The organism is Lactococcus sp. dk101 (assembly GCF_009601055.1).
In the GTDB taxonomy this organism is placed as follows: Bacteria; Bacillota; Bacilli; order Lactobacillales; family Streptococcaceae; genus Lactococcus.
Genome location: NZ_WITI01000006.1, coordinates 40,729 through 63,655 on the forward strand (window position 1 = coordinate 40,729; position 22,927 = coordinate 63,655).

Annotated in this window: 22 protein-coding genes; 4 read left to right on the forward strand and 18 right to left on the reverse strand. The window is 39.3% G+C overall.

Going from position 1 to position 22,927, the window contains the following annotated elements; all coding sequences use genetic code 11:
• Positions 1–56: 56 nt before the first annotated feature.
• Entirely contained in the window at positions 57–1,259 is a 1,203-nt protein-coding gene (locus tag GHI45_RS06155) for a MucBP domain-containing protein (protein ID WP_147779940.1), read from the forward strand.
• Positions 1,260–1,282: 23 nt separating this feature from the next.
• Here GHI45_RS06155 and GHI45_RS06160 read toward each other — a convergent pair whose 3' ends face one another.
• The 3 genes from GHI45_RS06160 to GHI45_RS06170 form a co-directional block, all read right to left on the reverse strand.
• On the reverse strand, positions 1,283–2,554 hold the full coding sequence (locus tag GHI45_RS06160; protein WP_147779941.1) for a dihydroorotase: 1,272 nt from the start codon (positions 2,552–2,554) through the stop codon (positions 1,283–1,285).
• Positions 2,555–2,581: 27 nt separating this feature from the next.
• Entirely contained in the window at positions 2,582–3,211 is a 630-nt protein-coding gene (gene pyrE, locus GHI45_RS06165) for an orotate phosphoribosyltransferase (protein WP_147779942.1), read from the reverse strand.
• A 226-nt stretch (positions 3,212–3,437) separates the two neighbouring features.
• Positions 3,438–5,354 (reverse strand): ABC-F family ATP-binding cassette domain-containing protein, encoded by a 1,917-nt coding sequence (locus tag GHI45_RS06170; protein WP_147779943.1) that lies wholly within the window; start codon positions 5,352–5,354, stop codon positions 3,438–3,440.
• 167 nt (positions 5,355–5,521) lie between these two features.
• On the opposite strand from GHI45_RS06170, the gene GHI45_RS06175 reads away from it, so the two are divergent.
• A complete protein-coding gene (locus tag GHI45_RS06175; RefSeq protein WP_147779944.1) occupies positions 5,522–6,175 on the forward strand; it encodes a redox-sensing transcriptional repressor Rex in 654 nt (217 codons plus the stop codon).
• Positions 6,176–6,765: 590 nt separating this feature from the next.
• Here GHI45_RS06175 and GHI45_RS06180 read toward each other — a convergent pair.
• From GHI45_RS06180 to GHI45_RS06245, 14 genes are all read right to left on the reverse strand, one after another.
• Positions 6,766–7,263, reverse strand: a complete 498-nt coding sequence (locus GHI45_RS06180; protein ID WP_147779945.1) for a hypothetical protein — start codon at positions 7,261–7,263, stop codon at positions 6,766–6,768.
• Positions 7,264–7,337: 74 nt separating this feature from the next.
• Positions 7,338–8,024 carry a DNA repair protein RadC gene (gene radC, locus GHI45_RS06185; protein WP_147779946.1) on the reverse strand — a complete coding sequence of 229 codons (687 nt, stop codon included), beginning with the start codon at positions 8,022–8,024 and terminating at the stop codon, positions 7,338–7,340.
• Between the two features lie 61 nt (positions 8,025–8,085).
• Positions 8,086–8,793, reverse strand: a complete 708-nt coding sequence (locus tag GHI45_RS06190; protein WP_147779947.1) for a GntR family transcriptional regulator — start codon at positions 8,791–8,793, stop codon at positions 8,086–8,088.
• Positions 8,794–8,888: 95 nt separating this feature from the next.
• Positions 8,889–9,812, reverse strand: a complete 924-nt coding sequence (locus GHI45_RS06195) for a TDT family transporter (protein ID WP_187230089.1) — start codon at positions 9,810–9,812, stop codon at positions 8,889–8,891.
• A 380-nt stretch (positions 9,813–10,192) separates the two neighbouring features.
• Complete coding sequence (locus GHI45_RS06200) at positions 10,193–10,843, reverse strand: hypothetical protein (RefSeq protein ID WP_147779949.1); 651 nt, start codon at positions 10,841–10,843, stop codon at positions 10,193–10,195.
• 3 nt (positions 10,844–10,846) lie between these two features.
• A complete protein-coding gene (locus GHI45_RS06205; RefSeq protein WP_147779950.1) occupies positions 10,847–11,536 on the reverse strand; it encodes a DUF443 family protein in 690 nt (229 codons plus the stop codon).
• Entirely contained in the window at positions 11,533–12,210 is a 678-nt protein-coding gene (locus tag GHI45_RS06210; protein ID WP_147779951.1) for a DUF443 family protein, read from the reverse strand. The genes GHI45_RS06205 and GHI45_RS06210 overlap by 4 nt, the downstream gene beginning before the upstream one ends.
• 418 nt (positions 12,211–12,628) lie before the next feature.
• Positions 12,629–13,687 carry a BMP family protein gene (locus GHI45_RS06215; protein ID WP_147779952.1) on the reverse strand — a complete coding sequence of 353 codons (1,059 nt, stop codon included), beginning with the start codon at positions 13,685–13,687 and terminating at the stop codon, positions 12,629–12,631.
• Between the two features lie 248 nt (positions 13,688–13,935).
• The gene (locus GHI45_RS06220) at positions 13,936–14,331 is read right to left on the reverse strand and encodes a cytidine deaminase (protein ID WP_147779953.1); all 396 of its coding nucleotides are present in this window, start codon (positions 14,329–14,331) and stop codon (positions 13,936–13,938) included.
• Positions 14,318–14,980 carry a deoxyribose-phosphate aldolase gene (deoC, locus tag GHI45_RS06225; RefSeq protein WP_147779954.1) on the reverse strand — a complete coding sequence of 221 codons (663 nt, stop codon included), beginning with the start codon at positions 14,978–14,980 and terminating at the stop codon, positions 14,318–14,320. Before deoC ends, GHI45_RS06220 begins: the two co-directional genes overlap by 14 nt.
• A 12-nt stretch (positions 14,981–14,992) precedes the next feature.
• Complete coding sequence (locus GHI45_RS06230; protein WP_147779955.1) at positions 14,993–15,190, reverse strand: hypothetical protein; 198 nt, start codon at positions 15,188–15,190, stop codon at positions 14,993–14,995.
• Entirely contained in the window at positions 15,190–16,482 is a 1,293-nt protein-coding gene (locus GHI45_RS06235) for a pyrimidine-nucleoside phosphorylase (RefSeq protein ID WP_147779956.1), read from the reverse strand. Before GHI45_RS06235 ends, GHI45_RS06230 begins: the two co-directional genes overlap by 1 nt.
• Positions 16,483–16,493: 11 nt before the next feature.
• A complete protein-coding gene (locus GHI45_RS06240) occupies positions 16,494–17,096 on the reverse strand; it encodes a class I SAM-dependent methyltransferase (protein ID WP_147779957.1) in 603 nt (200 codons plus the stop codon).
• Between the two features lie 87 nt (positions 17,097–17,183).
• Entirely contained in the window at positions 17,184–18,728 is a 1,545-nt protein-coding gene (locus GHI45_RS06245; protein WP_147779958.1) for a serine hydrolase, read from the reverse strand.
• A 201-nt stretch (positions 18,729–18,929) separates the two neighbouring features.
• Here GHI45_RS06245 and coaA point away from each other — a divergent pair, with 201 nt between their 5' ends.
• Both coaA and guaA read left to right on the forward strand, forming a co-directional pair.
• Positions 18,930–19,850 carry a type I pantothenate kinase gene (gene coaA / locus GHI45_RS06250; protein ID WP_147779959.1) on the forward strand — a complete coding sequence of 307 codons (921 nt, stop codon included), beginning with the start codon at positions 18,930–18,932 and terminating at the stop codon, positions 19,848–19,850.
• Positions 19,851–19,992: 142 nt separating this feature from the next.
• Positions 19,993–21,546, forward strand: coding sequence for a glutamine-hydrolyzing GMP synthase (gene guaA / locus GHI45_RS06255; RefSeq protein WP_187230091.1), 1,554 nt, complete (start codon positions 19,993–19,995; stop codon positions 21,544–21,546).
• Between the two features lie 58 nt (positions 21,547–21,604).
• Here the strand turns inward: guaA and GHI45_RS06260 are convergent, their stop codons facing one another.
• Positions 21,605–22,849 (reverse strand): DNA/RNA non-specific endonuclease, encoded by a 1,245-nt coding sequence (locus GHI45_RS06260; protein ID WP_147779961.1) that lies wholly within the window; start codon positions 22,847–22,849, stop codon positions 21,605–21,607.
• Positions 22,850–22,927: the final 78 nt, after the last annotated feature.

Sequence of the window (22,927 nt, forward strand, 5' to 3'; positions counted from 1 at the left end):
TGAATGATTGCACAATCATTTCGGTTGCTCGAATTTATTTTTAAAGGAGGTTTCTCATGAAAAATCGAACGTTTCTATTAAAAACACTGTTCCTCTCCGTTTTTATGGCTGTCATTTTCCTCGTTCTCCAGCCTGTCAGCGCTGACAGCAGCGGAATTAGCGCAACGACAGATGGCATTGTTCTGGAAAATCAGCCCCACAAAACCATTGCTGGAAATGGTCATGTTTATCCCGTGTCGAAAGGGCTAACGGTCGAGGGCAAAGAAGGCAGTCCCGTCTGGCTGTTCACTGCTGATGGAAGTCAGCGCTATGATGAAGTGATTGTCTATGTCTGCGGGCAAGCCAACCAGTACATCACCTATCGTTTGGTGGTTAGTGGCGCGGGCCAATACGAACTTGACGCCAGCCCCTATCTCTGTGGCAATCAAGGGCTTGCTATTGGACAAATCACCCCGCATTTGCTGACAGGGACGGTTAAAGTTCATTATCTTGAACAAGGAAGTAAGACGCCAATTGCGCCATCGCAAACGTTGAATTCGCCCACATGGCAAGAAGGACAAACCGCGCCAACTTATGAAACCAGTGCGCCTGAAAGCATTGACACAGCTGACGGCACAAGTTATCGCCTCATCAAATCCCTCCTCCCTGATAATCAAACAGGTAACTATCAGGCTGGACAAACGATTGAAGTTACCTATTTTTATGAAAAAATCCTGCCAGAAGTTCAATATACAGGAACAATTATTGTTCACTTTATTGATGAGCAAGGCAAACGGATTGCAGCAAGCACGTCAGCACTGACAGAAAGTTGGCTGGCTTCTGAACAAGCCCCAAACTATCAGACTTGGCAAAGTGAAATGGTCCCTGAAAAAATCAGCTTCAATGGTCAGGCCTATCAGCTAGCAACAAACAAAATTCCAAGCAATGCCAACGGAATTTATCAGCCAAATAAGCAGATTGAGATTTACTATGTCTATCAGTTGTTGAATTCTCCTGTAAGTCCTGAACTTCCAGACGATATAGAACCTACTGGCCCTTCCAATACTCCGAACACACAGCCTGCTATCAGAGCTGACAAAACAGAACAGCCACAAGCATTAGCTGTCCAAAAGCAAACAGCAACGGATAAAAAGACAGCAAATTCACACCTTCAAAACAGCTTACCTCAAACAGGACAAAGTTCGCAAACGAGCAACTTAAGCAAGGTTGGTTTGCTCCTGTTCTTAGGAATTTATCCATTGCTAAAGTTTAGAAAATAAACAAAACGCCGCATGCGGCGTTTTTATTTTTGATAGACAACTTTCCCTCGACAAATCGTCGTCTGGACTTGTCCTTTCACTTTTTGCCGAATGAATGGCGAGTTACTGCCCATGGATTGAAAATGGTCGGCGATTTCTTGTTCAATTTCGGCATCAAAAATCACGATGTCCGCAGGGCCGTTTTCCTTGAGATAGCCTGCATCAAAGCCATATAATTCAGCAGGATTACAGGTCATTTTTTCAAGCAACTGGCTGAGCGTCAAGTGCTTTTTAGCTACCAAATGCGTCAACCCAAGTTGAAGCGAGGTTTCCAAACCAATCATTCCAGATGGGGATTTTGCCAATGCTTGTGCCTTTTCATCCTTGGTATGTGGGGCGTGGTCAGTCGCAATCACATCGATTGTCCCATCCCTTAAGCCTGCGATGATTTGGTCAATGTCACTTGATTTCCGTAAGGGTGGATTCACTTTGGCATTGCTTCCGACCGAGATGACAGCCTCTTCTGTCAGTGAAAAATGCTGCGGCGTTACTTCTGCGCTGACTCTTGCACCCATTTGTTTGGCAAATCGAACGACATCAACCGACTGACCGGCTGACAGATGTTGGAAATGCAAGCGTCCATGAGTTCCAAGCGCAAGCATAGCATCTCGAGCAATCATGCTGTATTCTGACATATTTGAGGCACCAGAAATTCCACATTGGGCTTTTAGCAAATCAGACTCATTCAGCCCTAAAGTTCCCACCAAATCAGGATCTTCTTCGTGCAATGAAATCAACCAATCGCCCGCACTTGCCTTTTTCAATGCTTCCGCGACAATTTTCGAACTTTTCAAGGGCACACCATCATCAGAAAAACCAACAGCGCCAGCTTCCGCAAGTGCTTTGAAATCCGTCACATTTTCGCCATCAAATTGGGACGTGATTGACGCCACCGTATGAATATGAATGGATTCCATCTTAGACAACGCCAATACATCCGCAACTAACTCTGGACTCGATAACACAGGACTTGTATTTGCCATCATGACCACGCTCGTAAAGCCTCCCGCGGCAGCCGCTAAAGCTCCCGTATGAATGGTTTCTTTCTGGGTCTGACCAGGTTCTCTAAAATGAACATGAATGTCAATTAAGCCCGGTGCAACAATTTTGCCACTGGCATCAAGCACTTCCATCCCTTTTTCAAGCTGAATATGAGGAGCAATTTTGATGATTTTCTCCCCGTCAATTAAAAGATCTGCCACTTGGTCGAACTGGGTTTTTGGGTCAATCACATGACCATTTTTTATTAAAAGCATGCCTTCTCCTTTAGCTAAGCCTATTGGTTAATCTTGCCAGTTTTCTTGATTTTGCTTGAATTTTTGGAGTAATTCAAGTTCTTCTTTGGAGATTTGGTTCGTCTCATGTGCAACTTCAATCAAATCCGTATAGCTTGTCAGCGTTGACAAGGAAACGCCTGCCGCTTCAAAATTGTGCGTCGCTTTTTCCAATTCGTAAGTAAAGATGGCAAGAACGCCAAGCACTTCCGCACCTTCATTTTGAGCTGCTGCCACAGCCGAAAGAACGCTCCCTCCTGTCGAAATCAAATCCTCAATCACAACCATTTTTTGCCCTTTGGTCACGGGCCCCTCAATTTGACGTTTGTTACCATGATCTTTTGGTTTGCTTCTGATATAGGCAAATGGCAAATCCATCTTGTCAGCAATGATAGCACCATGAGGAATTCCTGCCGTTGCTGTCCCTGCAATGACTTCAGCCTCTGGATACTCAGCCTTGATTAAATCAACAAAACCATCTTCAATGACCGTGCGAATTTCAGGATACGCAAGTGTAATGCGATTGTCCGTATAAATCGGCGATTGAATGCCTGAAGCCCAAGTAAATGGTGTTTTAGGTGACAAGCTGACTGCTTCAATCTCCAACAAGCCGCGTGCAATGTTTTGTGAAAGTGACATGATATTCTCCTTGTAAAACAAAATTTAAGCTCTTAAACAAAAAACACTTGCCGCTTGCAAGTGTTAGTTTTCGAAAAAATCACACCGTCAGCACTGACAAAGGTCAGAAAACGGAATGTCTCTTTCACTGTGATAACCTTGCAAGCCTCTCTGGACTCGTTTAAAAGTTTAATTGTTCATATTTTACCAAAGTCAATTGATTTTTGCAAGTGCCAATCCATCTTGCTCAATCTTCTAGCATTTCCATAACTTCAAGAAGTTCGAGTTCAACTGCATCTTTTTGCTCACTTAAGGCATCTAATTGGGCTTGTAGCTCACCCAATTTCACAAAGTCATCCGAAATATTGTGCATTTGTGTCGTAATGTTTGTGATTTCATTATCAATCTGATCCAGTTCCGTTTCCAAACGTTCTGCTTCTCGTTCAATCTTGCGACGATTTTTTTGAACTTCCTTTTGTGCTTGAAAATCAAGCTGTCCTGCAGTTTCAGTAGGTTTTTCAATCTGGTCAGCACTGACAGAGGCTAAATCAGCCGCTTTTTTCTCTAAATAATAATCATAATCTCCAAGGAAGACTTGACTACCGTCTGGAGAAAGCTCAATCACTTTTGTCGCGACCCGATTGATGAAATAACGGTCATGGCTGACAAACAAAAGCGTTCCCTCGTAGTCAATCAAACTGTTTTCAAGGGCTTCACGACTGTCAATATCCAAATGGTTGGTTGGTTCGTCCAAAATTAGAAAATTATCATGATCCATGGCCAATTTGGCAAGCAATAAACGAGCTTTTTCACCACCTGAAAGCATGGCAACGGATTTTTTGACATCATCGCCACTAAAGAGAAATGAACCCAGAATGCTTCTGATTTCCACTTCTGGCAGCAAAGCATGGTCATTCCACAACTCATCTAAAACACTATTTGACGGCGTCAAACGGCCTTGTTCTTGGTCATAATAACCGACCGAAACATTGGCTCCCAATTTTGCTTCGCCTGAAATAAATGGAATTTGTCCGATAATGGATTTGATTAAGGTTGTTTTCCCAATGCCATTTGGCCCGACAATCGCAATCGCTTCGCCCTTACGTTCATCAATCGAAATAGGAGCGGCCAAGATTTCTGTTGTGTCATCATTGACAAAACCGATGGCGGCATCTTCGACTGTCAGGACAATATTCCCTGACGGTTTTTCTTGTGAAAACATGATATGAGCCGCTTTTTCATTGGCTTTAGGTGCCTCAAGTCGTTCCATTTTCTCAAGGCGTTTTCTCCGTGATTGAGCCATTTTTGTAGTGGAAGCACGGACCAGATTTTTAGCGACATAATCTTCTAATTTTGCAATCTCTTTTTGTTGCTTATCAAATTCTTTGGCTTCGAGTGCTTCTTTTTGTTGACGAAGCTCGATATAGCGGGAATAATTACCAGAAAAACGGGTTAACTCGCCCCTTGAAAGCTCTAAAACTTCTGTGACAACCTTGTCCAAGAAATAGCGGTCATGACTGACAATCAGCAAAGAACCTGCATAATTCTTGAGATAATTCTCCAGCCAAGCCAAAGTTTCAATGTCCAAATGGTTGGTCGGTTCGTCTAAAATCAACAAATTTGGCTTTTCAAGCAACATTTTAGCTAAGGCCAAGCGCGTTTTTTGACCACCAGAAAGTTCTGAAATCCGTTGTGTCCAGTGTTCTTCCTTAAAATTAAAACCGTTTAAAACAGACCTAATCTCGGCTTCATAAGTAAATCCGTGATCTCTGCGAAATTGTTCAGAAATCGCATCATATCGCTCAATCAGTTCAGCCAATTCACTTCCTGTCAGTTCTGACATCTGCATTTCCATCTGACGCAAGTCCGTTTCGATGGCTTGTAACCCAGAAAAGACCTGAAGCATTTCTTCATAAATGGTCAGCTCTGACGACAAACCTTGGTCTTGTGCCAAATAGTTCAAAGATAAATCCTTTACCTTAGAAATTGTTCCACTACTGGCTTCTTCCACGCCAGCAATTATTTTCAATAATGTTGATTTCCCAGCGCCATTGCGACCGACTAAAGCCGTCCGTGAATGGTCCTGCAAACTAAAATTTATTCCTTCAAATAAAACATCTGCCCCAAACGTTCTGGCGATGTTGTTTCCTTGCATCAGTATCATGTTACACCTTTTTCTACTATCTCTTTTATTTTATCATATTTCATCGCTTTTTTTCATTAGAAAATGAGAAATGTTCGCTTCTCGATATAAATTGGTTGCATATTTCACAAGCATTTGATAAAATAATCACAAGGACTTTATCCTTTTAAGAAAGTGGAGTAATCAAATTGTCAGAAATCAAATCAAACAAAAAATTACCTAAAGCTACTGCACGTCGGTTGCCTCAGTACTATCGACTCTTTAAAGGACTCGTTGATGAAAACACCACCCGCACAAATTCGACTATCATTTCTGAAAAAATTGGTGTCGATGCTGCCACAATCCGTCGCGACTTCTCACTTTTCGGTGAATTAGGCCGACGTGGCTATGGTTATGAAACCATTGTCCTGCGCGACTTCTTCGCAGAATTGCTGGGACAAGACCAAGAGACACACATCGCACTTGTCGGTGTCGGAAATCTGGGCCGTGCCTTGATCAACTATAGTTTCCAAGACCGTAATAAAATGCGCATTACGCAAGCCTACGATATTGCAGGAAATCCAATGGTTGGAACTCAAACAGATGGTGGCATTCACATCTATAATATTTCAGATTTAGAAAAAAATATAGCCAACTCTGATATTAAAACAGCCATCGTGTCCGTCCGTAAGGAAGACGCCCAAGAAGTCGCTGATATCTTAGTTGCGTCAGGGATTAAAGGAATATTAAACTTTGCACCTGTTCGCCTTTACGTACCAGAAGACGTCGTCGTTCAATCCATCGATTTAACCAAAGAACTTCAAACCCTCCTCTTTTTCATGAATGGAAATGCGGAAAACTAATACATTTATAAAGTAAAAAATGGCTCTGTTGAGCTGTTTTTTTCTTTTGTGAAACATTAAAAAGATTAGTAGATATTTTTACTTACAACAACTTTACAACAAATGAGCTAATTTTTTGCGTTTTGTTGTAAAGTTGCAACAGATTTTTCCCTCACAAAAAAGCGCTCCACAAGAGCGCTCTACACCGAAATATCTATTGGGTAATGATTTACCCACCTCTATTTTAACATTTGAGCGACTCAAATCAAGTATTTTGCTGAGCAAAAACACCGCCAACAAGGCGGTATTTAGAAGGGGGTAATATAATAGGTATATCTCCATTCTATCAAATCTATTTTTTTAATCAATTTAATTGATGTCCTTAAAAATATGGTTCTTGAAGATACAAAAAAACAGTGCAAAAAAATGAGCTGTTTCGATCTATGTTTATGTAGTTATTATACCACATTGTACCAATATTGTAAGAGATTACCTGTGTGCCAAACAATCTCTCGTCATAATTATAACATTTTTAAATAATGATACAAATAATTGAGATATAAGGATAAAAAAATTAAGATTTACGTAAGCGCTGTAATCTCTAGTCTTATCTAATCCATCAACTGCTCGTATTCTTTAATCAGGCGATCAATATTTTTCAGATAAAGTTTATATTTATCATTTATTTTCAGATTGATTTTATCATTCAAATGGAGCTTGATTTCGGTTTTTTCTTTGGCTAAATCTTCAAGTTGTTGAAGATTGTCCACTGAAATCCATTCTTTAAGCTTTGTCTTATCTAAGTTCAACTTATCAAGCTGATTGACCAACTGCGTCCTAACGCTTTCTTTTGAGTAGGTTTGGCGCTGATCCAAAAGTTGTTGCCCTGCTTCTCGTAGGAGAGCTTTGTAATAAGTCACAGATGAAAGATTTTTGTTTTGACGAAGGTCATTTAATTGCTGACTTAGTCCTTCTTTTTGAGCAAGTGTTTCTGCCCACTTTCCAACAAGATTATCCTTTGATATATTCGTCTTAGCAGCCTGCGCATTTGAACAGCCCGTCAAGACAACCAATGCCGCAAGTAATGCAACCACAACCCCTTTTCTCATCTCGCTCCTCCACTTCATACACCTCTAAAAAAATTATACACTATAATCTTCCAAAAAGATAGATGTATTGTTGTTTAATCATCATCTAATAAAGCTGCTTCCCGAAAACTGAAATATTCTTTTTTCCCAACGATGACATGGTCTAAAAAATGAATGCCTAAGCAATCACAAGCTTCTGCAATCTGTGCTGTAAATATCCGATCATGATCGCTCGGTGCCGTTTTTCCTGACGGATGATTATGTGCCACAATCAGTCCAACTGCCATTTGTTTGACCGCATAATGTAAAATTTCCCTCGGATTAGCGATAGAGCGGTTAACTGCCCCGATAAAAACCGTTTTTTTCTCAATGATTCGATTTTGCGCATCCAAATAAATGGCAACCAAATGCTCCTGATCAAAATTTTGCATCTCATCAACCAAACTACCTCCGAACTCTTCTGAACTCATGACCTGTCCATAACGCTGTCGCTCACTGGTTTGAATTCGTCTGCCAAGCTCAATCATGGCACGAATTTCGATAGCTTTTGTTTTGCCAATTCCTTTAATCTGACTCAACTCCGTAATGGTTGATCGTCTGAAATTTTCGATGGTTTGAAATTTTTTAAATGCTGCTGTGGACACTGCCAACGCAGACTGTTCACGTGTACCAGTCCGCAAGAGAATGGCAAGAAGTTCTTGATCTGTACACTTTTCTGCACCAAGCACGACCAGACGCTCTCTAGGGGACAAGGGATAAGTATTTTCAGCGATTTCGTACATGACTACCTCCATTTTATTATACGTAAAATAAAACAGCAGGTAACAAAAAAAGATAACAATGTTATCTTTCTAAGTAAAATTCAAAACGATCTCCGACATATTGAGATAAAACATATTCAAATGCACGGCCATCTGCCAAATAAGACGTTTGTGTTACGCCAAGCATGGCAGAGCCAACACGCGTTTTAAGATATTCTGACAGCTCTGTACTCGCCTTTTTAGCGGATACAATCTGCTCACTATGTGAGATTTCATAATTATTTTCTCTTAAAGTCTTAAAGAACTTACTTGTGATATTTTTCTTATCAAAATTCTTGACTAAATCATAGGGAATGCTCGTAATTTCAAAACAAATTGGAATTTGATCAGCATACCGAATTCTTTCCATCCGGATAATCAAATCTTCTTTTGAAATCTGTAATTTTTCACATTCCACATCATTTGGTGCTGTCTTCACGTAGCTTAGTACTTCTGATGATGGTACTTTGCCTTGACTGCTGATAATATCTGAAAATGAAGTCGTGCCACGCATTTTTTCACGCACCCGACGACTCGCCACATAGGTTCCTGACCCTACACGGCGTTCCAAAATCCCTTCGTCAACGAGTGCGGTAACAGCCTGTCTTGCTGTCATTCGACTGACACCAAATCGTTCAGCCAAATCTCGCTCAGACGGAAGTCTTTGTCCTATTTTCCAAATTGCATTTTCGACTTCATCTTTTAATGCATCATGAATTCTAATATAATTTGGAACTCTCTTTCCTACCATAATTCCCCCAATAAAACGATACAAATTGACAAATTGTCAAACATATTATACCATAATTATTATAAAATTCAAACTACTTTTACATTGAATTAAAATCATACTGTTTTTTCTTTTATTGACTGTTGTCCAAAATAAAGCAGGTAACGCCAAAGAACAACGAGAACCAAAAGAACTGCAAGGACAATCTGGAATTCATTGACCAACTGGAGAAGACCCGTCCAATGAAAATGCGCCAATGTTAGCTTTAACGCGATGGCACTATTGACGAATGGGAAAGTGTATGAAGAAAAACTTGGGTAAAAATCGGTTTTGAAAATACTGTTCACTTTTATCAGTCCAATAAAATAAAAGACTAAAGAAAACACCAATAAGACAAGAATCAAAACTGAATTTGGCTTTGAAAAAGCTTTGAGATAGCCCACCAAGCACAAACTAAATGGCGCAGCAAAGACGGCAAATATGGGAACTTGACCCGCTTGGATTTGGGGGTATTTGATATAGCGATAGAGGAGCAAAAATAAGGTCGGAATCAGTAAAAAGAGACCAATCCAAAAGATAATTTGTCCTGCTAAAAATTGATGAAGCTCTGCTGCTGTGTTGGTCAGGGCAACAGGCCCTACAAAAACAATGAAGTAAGAGGCAAACACCTGTTTGATGTCCAGATGTAGCACAAAAGTCTTCACAAAATAGACCATCAAAACAAAGAACAAAAGCATTGCTAGATACCATAAAATGATTGAGAAAACGCCCAATAGCGATTGATAATAAACCGCTAAAAAGCAGGTTCCCATCAAAAATGTACCTGAAACACTAGCAATGACAGGTTGATGGAGTTCTTCTTTCACTTTCTTTCCGTTAAAGATAAGTTTGAGCGCCAAGATAATAAAAAGGAGCGCCGAAATCCCACCGAATAATGGATAAGCGAAAGCAAAATAAGGCTTCAATAAGTTGGCAGTTGCGACGGTCGCCAACATCAATCCCGCAAGCGGAATTGGTACCGATGCTGTTAAATTTTTCACTCTCATATTTTAACGCAGCTTTTGTCAAAAATCAAGAAAACTGTAATTTTAAGAATATCCAAATTTTTTACTTAGCGATATTACCAGGATATGGAGATGAAAAGCCTGAGCCTCGTGATGGAGGACTCCATCTGTCGAGCTGGTGCATAAAAGTACGTTCATCGTCGCTAAAAGACTGTTTGGTAGATAATCTCAACACTAAGTATCTGATATAGGGTATTACTTCAGTGATACTATATCCTTCATCAAGTTTTACGTTCGCTATTTGAATGATCAAAGCCATATTAGGCGAACAATCCTTTGATTCCAATAGTCCGCTTAAAGTTTCCAAGAATTTTCTTTTTAGTGAAGCATTAGTCATTTGGTGTACTCCCCCTACCTTATTTTCCTTTCAGATATTTTACCTTTAGTGTATGATGTACACCATCAGAAAAATTTTTCCATGTAAGTAAGTAGGTCAACCAAATGAAAGCACAGTAAATAAAAACTGACGCATAACCATTGATGTAAACACCAAAAAAACATGTAAATACGAATAATATCGTTACCAACAGCGTAATTTTATCTTTTCCATCAGTAGGGACGGTATCCTCGAAGTATAATTTATCACTTAGTTCTATTTTATAAAACTCAAATTTTTTCTCCTCCATCTGCAACACGAACAGTTTGAAAAAGTTAATTAACAAAATGGAAACAAGCAGAATAACTGCTAGTAAGTAGGGATGTCCTTGACCGAATGTAAAAAAACTAATTAAACTTTTAATACCCAAAAATTTAACAAGTGCGTCAGCCATTAAAAAAGCCCCACCAAAACCTCCCAAATAAATTGGGGTTCTTCTTTTTTTTGATTTCTTTAATTCTAACATTGTGAATTGATTTTTTGATAATTTGGCAGCAGAATACCCCTTTTTATACGTTTGTTTCAAAGAAAAAATTGATGATTTATTAGTTGAAATATCTATCAAATAATAAATCCCGACAGATTTTACTATTTTATACCTCATAAATCGTGTGGAGTTTATTTCAACCATTCGTTATTTCTCCTCTTCAACACGATAAATTTTACAGCTACTCATTCCCATGATATCTTTACCTCCCATAAAAGGTAAAAGAATGAAAAACAAAGCCCCTATATTGATGAATAAATTCTCTGACAATATGGCAATAAAAAATGTTTCCAATCCTACAAACAAGAAGAATAACCATAACAAGATAATTAAACTCCCTGAATTTCTATCTGGCTTAATAAGTATTTTTTGTTCATATTCAAACGAGCTCATATTAATCTTCCCTTGATATAAAAAATCTGTTATCAAGTATAGTATTAATAGTATTAATGAAACAATAGGAATCATTTTTCCTACCCAAAATGGATAGTCTACTTTTAATAGATATTTACCTAAAAGAGTTACTATCAAGTAACCAATACCTCCTCCTCTAAATATTTTTGTTCCTGTAGAAGATGAATTTTGTTGCATCGTTTTTACATTCGCACCATCTCCATACTTATCACTATATCCATTTTGTTTATGCAATAACTCTTCTAGTTCTTTTTGAGAAATCTTAAATAATTTATATTTTAGAATATAGCCCATAAATGGTAAAAACATGACAATAAGATGAGAATACATATTGAAAATGTAGTATTCTCCATTTTGTTCAAAAATTCTTATTCCTGCTCTACCATTTAATACTTTTGTTTGAATAGTAATATATTCTTTCATTGTTTACTCTCCAAAAACGTAATATCATAAACCCCTTGACTTATTGATTGACTAACTGATAAAGTAACAAACAGAAAGAAAAGAGCTCCACCATCAACAATAATATTTTGGCTGACAATAGCCGCCACTACTCCAAAAAACGTTATAATAACTAGTCCTCCCCATGCAAAAGTTAACTTATATACTGAATGTTTTACAGTATCTGCCAGTTTCACTGTAACGAAATCAACACTGTTGTATGTGAATGGAGCTATTTTTCCCAGTTGAATATTCTCATAAAAAAAACCAATCAAAATAAACAAACTAGCCATTGTTAGAAAAATTAGTGCAAGATAACTAGGATAAGCACTTTTTAACATTTCTTTTCCTATCGTATTTGCTAAGAACATACCTAATCCTCCTATCTGGAATCCATTTTTACCTTTACTTTTTTTACGTAACGAGTTTGGATTTGAAATATCTCGATATCCTCCATACTGATGTAATATTTTTATCAGCTCGCTTTCAGATATTTTGTACAACTTGTATTTGAATTGATAACCCAAAAGAGGAATGAACATTGCAAGATAGTGAGTGAACATATTAATTAAATAGTATTCTCCATCTATAGTGAGAATGTGTATCCCTTTTTTGTCACTTAGTGGCTTGGCTTCAATATTTATATATTTTTTCATTATTATTTAATCTAAATCCTTAATCATCGGTAGTATTATAAGCTCCATTTTACTCAAAATACCCTGTTAAAACCATGGAAAAAGTAACGAGAATATGAATTCGGTTATTGACATGACCTGAACAATTTTTTTCCTATCCTCTTTTTTTGTTCTTCACTTATTTTTTGAGGTGCTATTTTCATTTTATTTAATATATTTATATCCTTTCATTATATATTCAGCAATGACATTTTCAGTCTTGCTTCTTATTGATTAGTTAGTTAAACATAATATTTTCTGCATTAATTATATCTTAATTCAACCATTTATGCACGTTTTAAATTACAGTTTTTCTTCCTAAATTTATTTTTCAAAAAAATTTTGATTTAAAATTTTGGACAAAAAAAACACCAGTCAAACTGATGTTTTTAATTTATACTTATTTAGATGGAACAACGATTTTACCTGAAATGATGTCAGCTTTAGCTGTATCTACTGCTGATTTGATTTCTGATGTTACGTTGTCAAGGCCAAGACTTACACCACCGTTTTTAAGGTTGTATGTAGTTGTTGTTCCGCCAGGGAATTTGTCGTCTTTAGTCTTATCAGCCATATCGCGTACGACTTTACCAACTTCTTTGATTGTTGATACTAATACGAAGTTAGATTTTTTACCGTCTTTAGATGTGTAATCACCAAGGTATTTTTGGTCTTGGTCAACACCAATCAACCAAACTTTGTCTGCTTCAGTTCTTGATTCGTTTTGTGCTTTAGCTTCACTAAAGGCACCAACACCTACACCACCAGCACATTGGTAAACAACGTCTTCGCCTGCACCATACATAGCGTGAGCGATTGTTTTACCTTTAGCGGCATCTGTAAAGCTTTGTGCGTATTGAACGTCAACTTTGATGTTTGGATTAACTGATTTAGCACCAGCTTCATATCCTACAGCAAAACGAGTGATAACGTCAGATTGCATTCCACCGATGAAACCAATTTTATCAGTTTTTGTAGCTTTTGCAGCTGCGATACCTGCAAGGTATGCTGCTTCATTGTCTGCAAAGAGTGCTGATGCAAGGTTCTTGATTGGTGTTGTTGGAGCTGAGTCAATAATCAAGTAATCGTTTTTTGGATTGTTCTTAGCAGCTTCTTCAGTTGCTTGTTCCAAACTGAAACCGATACCTACTTGAAGTTTGTATCCTGCTGCAGCTGCTGAGTTGAAGTTTGTTGTGTAATCAGATGCTGAGTTTGATTGGTAGTAGTTATAGCCATTACCTTTGCTGAGGTTGTTTTCTTTACCCCAAGCTTCCAAACCTTCCCAAGCTGATTGGTTGAATGAACGGTCATTGATTCCGCCTGTATCTGTAATGATGGCAACTTTAAGATCTGTCTTAGCTTTGCCAGAAGTTCCAGTAGAACCATTTGAGCGACATCCTGCAAGGACTGCGACTGAAGCTAGTGCAACTGCACCGATAGCAAAAACACGTTTGTTCATGGAAACGGTTTCCTCCAAAATTTTATTTTAAATTGGCTAAACTTTTTAGCTTAAGCCTATTTTAAGCTATATTTGAAATTTTTTCAAGTCATATTATAAAACTAATTAAAAGTATTTGCTAATCGTTCGGTTTTTCCGTACTTTTTAATGACATTTCACTAATTGTTACAAAAAAAACCGTACAATTTAATCAAAACAGTGCTTTTTGTTTGATTTATAAAATGAAAAGGGTTTACTTCGGAACATGGTTAAGTCAAATCTTGAAAAGAATAAGGCAAGAGTTCACTAACCGTTGTTTCTTTAACTTTCATGTCTTTTGAGACCAAATAAACTGGCATATCCGCTGGACAAAATTCGACCAAGACTTGACGGCAAGCGCCGCATGGTGAAATTGGTTCTGCTGTCTCGCCGTAAATAGCCAAAGCTTTGAACTCTTTAATGCCTTCTGAGACCGCCTTAAAAACAGCCGTCCGTTCGGCACAATTTGTCAGCCCAAAGCTTGCATTTTCAATGTTACAGCCTTTAATTACGTGTCCGTCAGCGCTGACAAGCGCAGCTCCTACTGGAAAATGTGAATAAGGCACATAAGCATGACTTGACGCTACTCTAGCAGCTTCAAACAAGTCTTGATTAGTAGCTTTCATTGGATACTTCACCTTCTATGATGGCAATGCTGGCAGAAACGCCGAGACGTGTAGCACCGACAGCAATCACTGCTTCAGCTTCTTCAGCAGAATGAATCCCGCCTGAAGCTTTGACACCCATATCAGGGCCAACTGTTTCACGCATCAATTTGACATCAGCGACAGTAGCTCCACCAGTTGAGAAGCCTGTTGATGTTTTAACAAAATCAGCACCCGCACGTTTGGCAGCAAGACTTGCTTGAACTTTTTCTTCGTCTGTCAACAATGATGTTTCGATAATTACTTTCAGAACATGACCTGCTTTAACCGCATTTACTGCGGCAATGTCAGACTCAACAAGTTCCCAGTTGCCGTCTTTGGCAGCGCCAATATTGATGACCATGTCGATTTCGTCAGCTCCATTTTTGATAGCGTCTTCTGCTTCAAATGCTTTTACAGCTGAAGTGTTGGCACCGAGAGGGAAACCGATAACAGTACAAACGTTAGTTTTACTGTCTTTAAGTGCTTCAGCAGCGAAGGCAACCCAAGTTGGATTGATACAAACACTTGCGAAATCATATTTTTTAGCTTCGTCAATGATTTGTTGAACTTTTGCTTGGTTAGCGTCTGCTTTAAGAATGGTGTGGTCGATGTAAGTATTGAGTTTCATGTTGTTTTCTTTCTATTTTTCTTTTTTATTAGATTGACTTTTGATGTAAATCACGGCAATCCCTACGTAAACGAAGGAATAAGTGATCAGAAAGGCGATAAAGCCAGAAATTCCACTATGCCAGAGAACCATTGCCAAAAAACCAACAGCAACGGATAGCAAGGTCTGAACGACTTTTATCTTCTTTGGAATAGGATCATTTACTTTCATTAGCGTACAATCTCGATAATTTCTTTTGGATGAACTTGTTTGTCAGTAATGACAAGCGCTTCGTCAAATTCGGCAAGCAGGTCTTCAGTGATTGGGCGATTGCTATAAAGCGTTGCAATCAAATCGCCGACGGCCACTTGATCTCCAACTTTCTTTGCCAAATTGATGCCAGCTTCAAAATCAATTTGATCGGCTTTGGTTGCACGTCCAGCTCCTAATTTCATAGCGACAAGACCAATGCCCAAGGCTTTTTCTTCAGTAATGTAGCCTGCTTTTTCGGCGCGAATTTCCTGACGATAAGTCACATTCAAGTCCGCAGTCAAATGATCAAATGCCGTTGGATCCCCTTCTTGTGCCTCAACCATGGCAACAAATTTTTCGTATGCTGCACCGTTGTCCAAATGGGTCAAAATTTCGTCAATTGATTTTTCAAGCCCTGCAAGCGACAGCATCAGCTGAGCCAATTCAGCAATGAAATGGCGGAATTCTGTACTTCCTTTGCCATGCAAGGTATTGACTGCTTCAGTGATTTCATTACGGTTTCCAATCGCCAAGCCCAAAGGTTGACTCATGTTTGTAATGACAGCGACTGTTTCACGGCCGACAGATTTCCCTAAGTCCACCATTGTCCGTGCCAAAATGCGAGCATCTTCAACTGATTTCATGAAGGCACCGTCACCAACTGTTACGTCAAGCAAAATCGCGTTTGAGCCAGCTGCTATTTTTTTACTCATGACTGAACTTGCAATCAAAGGAATAATATCCACAGTTGCTGTCACATCACGCAAGGCATAAAGGAGTTTGTCAGCTTTGACAAGTTCATCTGACTGTCCAATGACAGCAATGCCAGTCGATTTGACTTGGTCGATAAACCCGTCTTCCGTTTTTTCGATATTAAAGCCAGGAATAGACTCCAATTTGTCAAGCGTTCCGCCCGTGTGTCCAAGGCCACGCCCTGACATTTTGGCAACGGGAACACCAAACGATGCTACAAGTGGTGCCAAAATCAAGGTTACTTTGTCACCAACGCCACCCGTTGAGTGTTTGTCCACTTTGATGCCGTCAATTTCTGACAGGTCAAATTGTTTGCCTGAGGCAACCATTGCCATGGTCAAATAGGCCGTTTCTTCTGTGGTCATGCCTTTGAAATAAATGGCCATTGCCAGTGCTGACATTTGATAATCAGGAACAGCACCTGTGACATAATTTTCGATAAACCAGTCGATTTCTTCTTTTGAAAATTGACCACCATCACGTTTTTTTTGAATGAGGTCAACCATTCTGTATGACATAATTTCTCCTTTTAGTTAGTTTTATAAGACCGAAGAATAAAATATCCTTTGTCTTTTGCAATCACTTCGCAATTTCCAAAGACTTCTTGCATTTTCTTTTGGGCACTTGGTGCACCTTGCTTTTTCTGAATGACCACGGTCAAATGACCATTGACATTCAGATGTTGAAAGCTGCCTTCCAAAATGCCATGAACAACTGCTTTTCCTGCACGAATGGGCGGGTTACTGACGATAGAATCATAGCAGTCGCTCACTTCATCATACATGTTTGATTTGAAAATTTTTGCGTGTTGAATGCCATTTTTTTGTGCATTTAAAGCCGTCAAGTCCAATGCTCGCGTGTTGACATCGACCATGGTCGAATCAAGCTCATATTTTTTTGAAAGTGTTAAACCTAATGTGCCATAGCCACAGCCAACATCAAGCAAACTTTTTGCCATTTCCGGCTCATAATTCTCTAATAAAACGCGTGAGCCATAATCAATCGCTGATTTACTAAACACGCCAGCATCTGTTGTAAATGTCATGGAAAGCCCCAAAAGCTCCACGTTCATCTGATGCAAGTCGTGTCCCAAATCGCGATTATCTTCATAATACATATTTGTTTTAACCATTAAGCTTATTTTAACATAAAATGTCCAAAAAAAGTTTAAAAAATCGTATGAAGAGGCTGATTTTTTTCAAAAATGTAAGCGGTCAGATTATTTGACTGCTGTTTGTACTGCTCGTGAAACTTGATTGACCAGATTGAAATTGTACTGATTTTTTGTCATTACCACTAAGACATAGTGATGCGTGCCATATACAATGCCTGCATCATTTCTAACATCCCATAAAAAGCCGACTTTATCCGCAACAGTTTTTCCAGTTCCCTGTGGAATTCCAGACCGATAAATCTGCCCTTTCATTAGTGACAAAAGATAAGAAACGTTGGCATTTGAGGCATGACTGTAATAATAAGCAAGGACTTTCCGCAAGTCATCAGGACTCGTTGTTGCCCGTCCTGATTGGGTACTAATGCCTTTATAGCCTACAGATTTCAGATATCTGTCCACATTTTGCTTGCCATATTTTGCCAAAATCCATTCCGAAAAGCCATTGCCTGAGTTATGTATCATGTCATAAAAGCCAGAACGTACATTTCCTGAAGCATAAGGATAAGCAGAATTCCATGACAGTTGTTTGGTTTCCATCAAATAAAAAACATAACGCGCGATAAACAATTTGTATGTTGATGCGGAAGTTGTCAGTACTGACGGCGCTTTTCCGATTGTTTGTCCGCTTTGTAAATCATAATAATAAGCCCCTGTGATATTGCCATTAGAATTGAATATTTTTTGTACCAAACGCCCAATCTCAGACAGTTCTCGCAAATTTTGCATTGCTACACCAATCTGTTTTCCTGATGCCGCATCTGTTTGCGTTTGCAGATAAGTAATGCCCGAAACCGTGATTTTTTTCGTGAATTTGATTTCTTGACCATTGGTCAGAGCTGCACCAACTCTATTTCCCGTTGCAGGATCAATTTTATAGATCAGGCTACGATTGACCTGCAAAAAGCGAGTGCCTTGCATGGCTGTGAAAGTAAGTGCGGTCAAATCACTACGTAAAAGTCCGCGTTTCAGTCCAGCCTTTGCATCCGCTTCAGTCCGATAATAGACCTGCCCTTTTAAAGCAAACTGATCAACAAATCTGAGCTGCTGACCTTTGGTAAATGTAGTGGTCAATGCCTGTCCCGAATTGAGATTGTATTTTTTTACCGTGGCTGATTTTACGGCGAACCACTTTTTCTGACCAATAGAAGTGAACGTCAGCTCTTGCAAATTGGAACTCGGAATGGCATAAGCTCTGTCCAATGCTTGATCTGAAGCAATGCGGAAATATGATGTGCCATTAATCAGAATTTTATCCACGATAAAAAATTCTTGATTGGCTTTATAAGTTTCTGTTGTTGCTGTTTGACTGTTCAAGTCAATCAGCTGTCCCGCACTTTTAGTTTTAAAGTAGCGTGCTTCAAGGAGCGGTGTAAAGGTCAACTGTGGCACTTCAGACTCAACCGGAGGCGCTGGGGTCGCTGTATCATCTGAGCTGGTTGTTGTTTGAGCTGGTTCTGCCTGACTGCTTTGCCCATCTGCTTCTTTAGTTCCTGATGAAGCTGATGTAGTCAAACTCGAATTACTTGAGCTTGAACTTGAAGAACTACTGCTCGTGTCAGCGCTGACAGGGTTGACACTGAGCAAAAGCAAAGATATGAAAGCTCCCGTTACTAATCTTTTTTCATTTTTTTCTCCATTTATTCCAATAATTTGTTATCATTATAGCACATTTGCTTTCTTTTGTAAGTGCTGACAAGGTAAAAATACGTAAGCGCTTTGGCTTTGATGTTCAAACGGTGGAGACCAACTTTTAATCGGCTAAAAAAATTTAGTTTGTGATAGAATAGAGGCATGAATGAATTCACTAATTTTGACGAAATAAGCCGTGAAAAATGGCAAAATTTGTATAAAACGTCGATTGCGCCGCTGACAAAAGAGGAATTAGAAAGTATCCGCTCCTTAAACGATGAAATCTCACTACAAGATGTTCAAGATGTCTATTTACCATTGGTTCATCTGGTTCGATTGTACAAAAAAAATCTGGAAGATATGAGTTTTTCAAAGGGTTTATTCTTGCAGAAAATTGTCAAAACACCGCCATTGATTATTGGAATTTCTGGCTCTGTTGCTGTCGGAAAATCAACCACGGCGCGACTTGTGCAACTTCTGCTGTCACGTGCCTTTAAAAAGCTTTCTGTTGAGCTTGTCACCACTGACGGTTTTCTCTTTCCAAACCAGTATTTGATTGAGCAGCAAATGCTGGACCGAAAAGGCTTCCCGGAAAGTTATGACATGGAACGCTTGCTTGAATTTCTTTACCAAATCAAAAATGGCGAAGATTGTCAGGTTCCGATTTATTCACATGAAATTTATGATATTTTACCCGACCAAATGCAAAGCATTGTCAATCCTGACATTCTGATTGTCGAAGGGATCAATGTCCTTCAAAGTCCGCAAAATCAAATGCTTTATGTCAGTGATTTTTATGATTTCTCCATTTATGTGGATGCAGATGAAGAATTGATTGAGAAATGGTACTTGGAACGCTTTGACAGCCTTTTAAAACTGGCCGAAAAAGATGAGACCAACTATTATCACCAATTTACCAAACTCCCTTATCATGAGGTTGAAAATTTGGCAAGAGATACTTGGGTCAAAGTCAATCGTGTCAATCTTCATCAGTATATTGAGCCGACCAAAAGTCGCGCCGAAATCATCTTGCACAAAACTGACAATCATCATATTGATAAAATTTTTCTTAAGAAATTTTAATGTCAGCACTTACAGTCATTATCAAAGAATAAAATTCAAAGCACTGACCTCCAATCAAGTGCTTTTCGTGCTTTTATGGTAAAATAAAAGAAGCTAATTTTTAACAAAAAATGATGCCTGACATGATTTTTTGTATTTTTTTATGGAGGTTCCCTTGTTAGATCACAAACTAGAAACCATTATCGTTCTAGATTACGGTTCACAATACAACCAGTTGATTTCTCGTCGCATTCGTGAAATTGGTGTTTTCTCTGAACTCAAGAGCCACAAGATTACGGCTGCTGAAGTTCGTGAAATCGCGCCTGTCGGAATTATTCTTTCTGGTGGCCCAAATTCAGTTTACGATGAAGGCTCATTTGATATTGACCCCGAAATCTTTGAACTTGGTCTTCCCATTCTTGGGATTTGCTACGGTATGCAACTCATGAGTTATAAACTCGGCGGAAACGTTGAAGCTGCGAGCGACCGTGAATATGGTAAAGCCATGATTGAATTGCAGACAGAATCAAAACTTTTTGCTGGCACACCAAGCCCACAACAAGTTTTAATGAGTCACGGCGATAAAGTCACTGCTATTCCTGAAGGTTTTGAAATTGTTGCCACAAGTCCAAACAGCCCTTATGCTGCTGTTGAAGACAAAGCACGTCAATTTTACGGCATTCAATTCCACCCTGAAGTCCGTCATTCCATTTACGGAAACGACCTTTTGCGTAACTTTGCATTGAACATTTGTGGTGCTAAAGGCGATTGGTCAATGAAGAACTTCATCGAAATGCAAATCGAAGCCATTCGCGCTAAAGTTGGGGACAAAAAAGTCTTGCTTGGTCTTTCAGGTGGTGTTGATTCTTCTGTTGTTGGTGTCCTTTTGCAAAAAGCAATCGGGGATCAATTAACTTCTATCTTCGTTGACCACGGTTTCTTGCGTAAAGGTGAAGCTGATCAAGTCATGAAAACTCTCGGTGGAAAATTTGGACTCAACATTATTAAAGTTGACGCTCAAAAACGCTTCATGGACAAACTTGAAGGTCTTTCAGACCCTGAAACAAAACGTAAAATTATCGGTAACGAATTCGTTTATGTCTTTGATGATGAAGCAACAAAATTGAACGGTATTGAATTCCTTGCACAAGGAACACTTTATACTGACGTTATCGAGTCTGGAACTGATACTGCGCAAACCATCAAATCTCATCACAATGTTGGTGGCTTGCCTGAAGATATGCAATTCCAACTTATCGAACCTTTAAACACTTTGTTTAAAGATGAAGTTCGTGCTTTGGGAACTCAACTCGGTATGCCTGACGAAATCGTTTGGCGCCAACCATTCCCTGGTCCTGGTCTTGCCATTCGTGTCCTTGGTGATTTGACAGAAGAAAAACTGGAAACAGTTCGTGAATCTGACGCAATCTTGCGTGAAGAAATCGCTAAAGCTGGTCTTGAACGTGATGTATGGCAATATTTCACTGTCAATACTGACGTTCGTTCAGTTGGTGTTATGGGTGATGGTCGTACTTATGACTATACAATCGCCATTCGTGCCATTACTTCTATCGATGGAATGACTGCTGACTTTGCACGTTTGCCATGGGATATTCTTCAAAAGATTTCCGTTCGTATCGTCAATGAGGTGGACCACGTCAACCGTATCGTGTACGATATTACGAGTAAACCACCTGCTACTGTTGAGTGGCAATAAGATAATATGCAATAAAAAAGGAACATGTTTTTACACGTTCTTTTTCTTTTCTTTTATTTTATTTTACTGTCCCAACTCCTGTGGCATAATTGATGGCAACGCCAGGTTGGACGTTTGGAATAAAGACATTGATGTTAACTTTGCTGTCACTCGATACCGCTTGTATCCAGTTGCCTGACGGTACTTTATTTGCTCCGTCATAGAGTGGAGTAACCGAGTAAGCGATTTTGACAGATGCATTATTTGTTTCGTCAGCTCTGACAAGCCCTTCAAAATAATTTTGTCCGTAACCGACGGTGCCAAATTGACCGCCGTCAGCTTGATTTGCCCATGAGGTCTGACAGGTTACATTGTAGGGATTATAAGCTGTTGCAGCAAAATGTGGATTGGAAAGACTTGCATTAGAGTATTGGGCAGGATTTTTGTCAGCGCTGACAGATGACCAGCCAGCCACCAAAACATCACCAATCGAGTGTCCACGATTGTAAAGATAATTGCCGTATTTTGGTGCAGTTAATTTCATCTGGGCATAGCCTGCAGGTTTCCAAGTACTCGTGTAAGTATCTCTGACGGCGTGCATGGCATGAATTAAGACAGCCGTTGAGCCACTTAACTGACCCAATCCATTCAGGTGTCCACCTTTAATAAATGCTGCTGTAGTCGCCGTTGGCTTTGTCAAAGTTGCCTTATCGCCATTGATATAAAAAGAACCTTGGTTGTCATAGCTGATCGTGGCTGAGCCAAAATTTTTCTTGATTGCAGCACTTAAAACAGACTGCGCAAGACTTTGAGTCGGCATTGGATCAGACGGTTTTCCATAGCTGATCGCTGTCGAATTCAGCAAAGCCGTACTGGCACTCGCTGTCTGTATGCCACTTGCAAAATTGCTCAAAGGACTGGTAAAACTTTGATAGAGCAAACTTCCACTCGTAAATAAACCCACCAAACTAAAAGCGACCGCATGCATTAAATAACGACTTTTACTTCTGACCAGTCCAATCAAGAGGGCAACCAGCCCAATCATAAAAGCAATCGGAAGTGCAACAGCCGGGCGCAGCCAAGCGGGACTATAGGCGGATAAACTTTGAAGTTGCTCAGGCAAGAAAAAGCTTGTCAAAAGACTGGCGGCTGCGAGTGTTAGGGCAAGTCCGTACAATAAATGCTGCAGCTTCTTCACTTTTTTTGCCCGTCTAAATAAAGCAAACGTAATCAACAAACCGACCAATAAAATCAATGTTGTCAGTGCTGACAGATGCAAACTGTCAATGCCCCGACGCAGTAAAAATCCCAAAAAATAATTCATTTTCCTTAACCTTTGTATTCTATAGATTGATATTATTTTACCAAATTTTAAGGAAAAAGAGGTGTTTGAAAAACGAAA

Coding starts and splice junctions, on each gene's coding strand:
- GHI45_RS06215 (WP_147779952.1), bottom strand. CDS start 13,687: ATGAACAAACGTGTTTTTGCTATCGGTGCAGTTGCACTAGCTTCAGTC.
- GHI45_RS06220 (WP_147779953.1), bottom strand. CDS start 14,331: ATGAAAGCTACTAATCAAGACTTGTTTGAAGCTGCTAGAGTAGCGTCA.
- GHI45_RS06205 (WP_147779950.1), bottom strand. CDS start 11,536: ATGAAAGAATATATTACTATTCAAACAAAAGTATTAAATGGTAGAGCA.
- GHI45_RS06190 (WP_147779947.1), bottom strand. CDS start 8,793: ATGGTAGGAAAGAGAGTTCCAAATTATATTAGAATTCATGATGCATTA.
- GHI45_RS06200 (WP_147779949.1), bottom strand. CDS start 10,843: ATGGTTGAAATAAACTCCACACGATTTATGAGGTATAAAATAGTAAAA.
- GHI45_RS06230 (WP_147779955.1), bottom strand. CDS start 15,190: ATGAAAGTAAATGATCCTATTCCAAAGAAGATAAAAGTCGTTCAGACC.
- GHI45_RS06240 (WP_147779957.1), bottom strand. CDS start 17,096: ATGGTTAAAACAAATATGTATTATGAAGATAATCGCGATTTGGGACAC.
- guaA (WP_187230091.1), top strand. CDS start 19,993: ATGGAGGTTCCCTTGTTAGATCACAAACTAGAAACCATTATCGTTCTA.
- GHI45_RS06170 (WP_147779943.1), bottom strand. CDS start 5,354: ATGATACTGATGCAAGGAAACAACATCGCCAGAACGTTTGGGGCAGAT.
- GHI45_RS06180 (WP_147779945.1), bottom strand. CDS start 7,263: ATGAGAAAAGGGGTTGTGGTTGCATTACTTGCGGCATTGGTTGTCTTG.
- GHI45_RS06210 (WP_147779951.1), bottom strand. CDS start 12,210: ATGAAAAAATATATAAATATTGAAGCCAAGCCACTAAGTGACAAAAAA.
- coaA (WP_147779959.1), top strand. CDS start 18,930: ATGAATGAATTCACTAATTTTGACGAAATAAGCCGTGAAAAATGGCAA.
- GHI45_RS06235 (WP_147779956.1), bottom strand. CDS start 16,482: ATGTCATACAGAATGGTTGACCTCATTCAAAAAAAACGTGATGGTGGT.
- pyrE (WP_147779942.1), bottom strand. CDS start 3,211: ATGTCACTTTCACAAAACATTGCACGCGGCTTGTTGGAGATTGAAGCA.
- GHI45_RS06160 (WP_147779941.1), bottom strand. CDS start 2,554: ATGCTTTTAATAAAAAATGGTCATGTGATTGACCCAAAAACCCAGTTC.
- GHI45_RS06155 (WP_147779940.1), top strand. CDS start 57: ATGAAAAATCGAACGTTTCTATTAAAAACACTGTTCCTCTCCGTTTTT.
- radC (WP_147779946.1), bottom strand. CDS start 8,024: ATGTACGAAATCGCTGAAAATACTTATCCCTTGTCCCCTAGAGAGCGT.
- GHI45_RS06260 (WP_147779961.1), bottom strand. CDS start 22,849: ATGAATTATTTTTTGGGATTTTTACTGCGTCGGGGCATTGACAGTTTG.
- deoC (WP_147779954.1), bottom strand. CDS start 14,980: ATGAAACTCAATACTTACATCGACCACACCATTCTTAAAGCAGACGCT.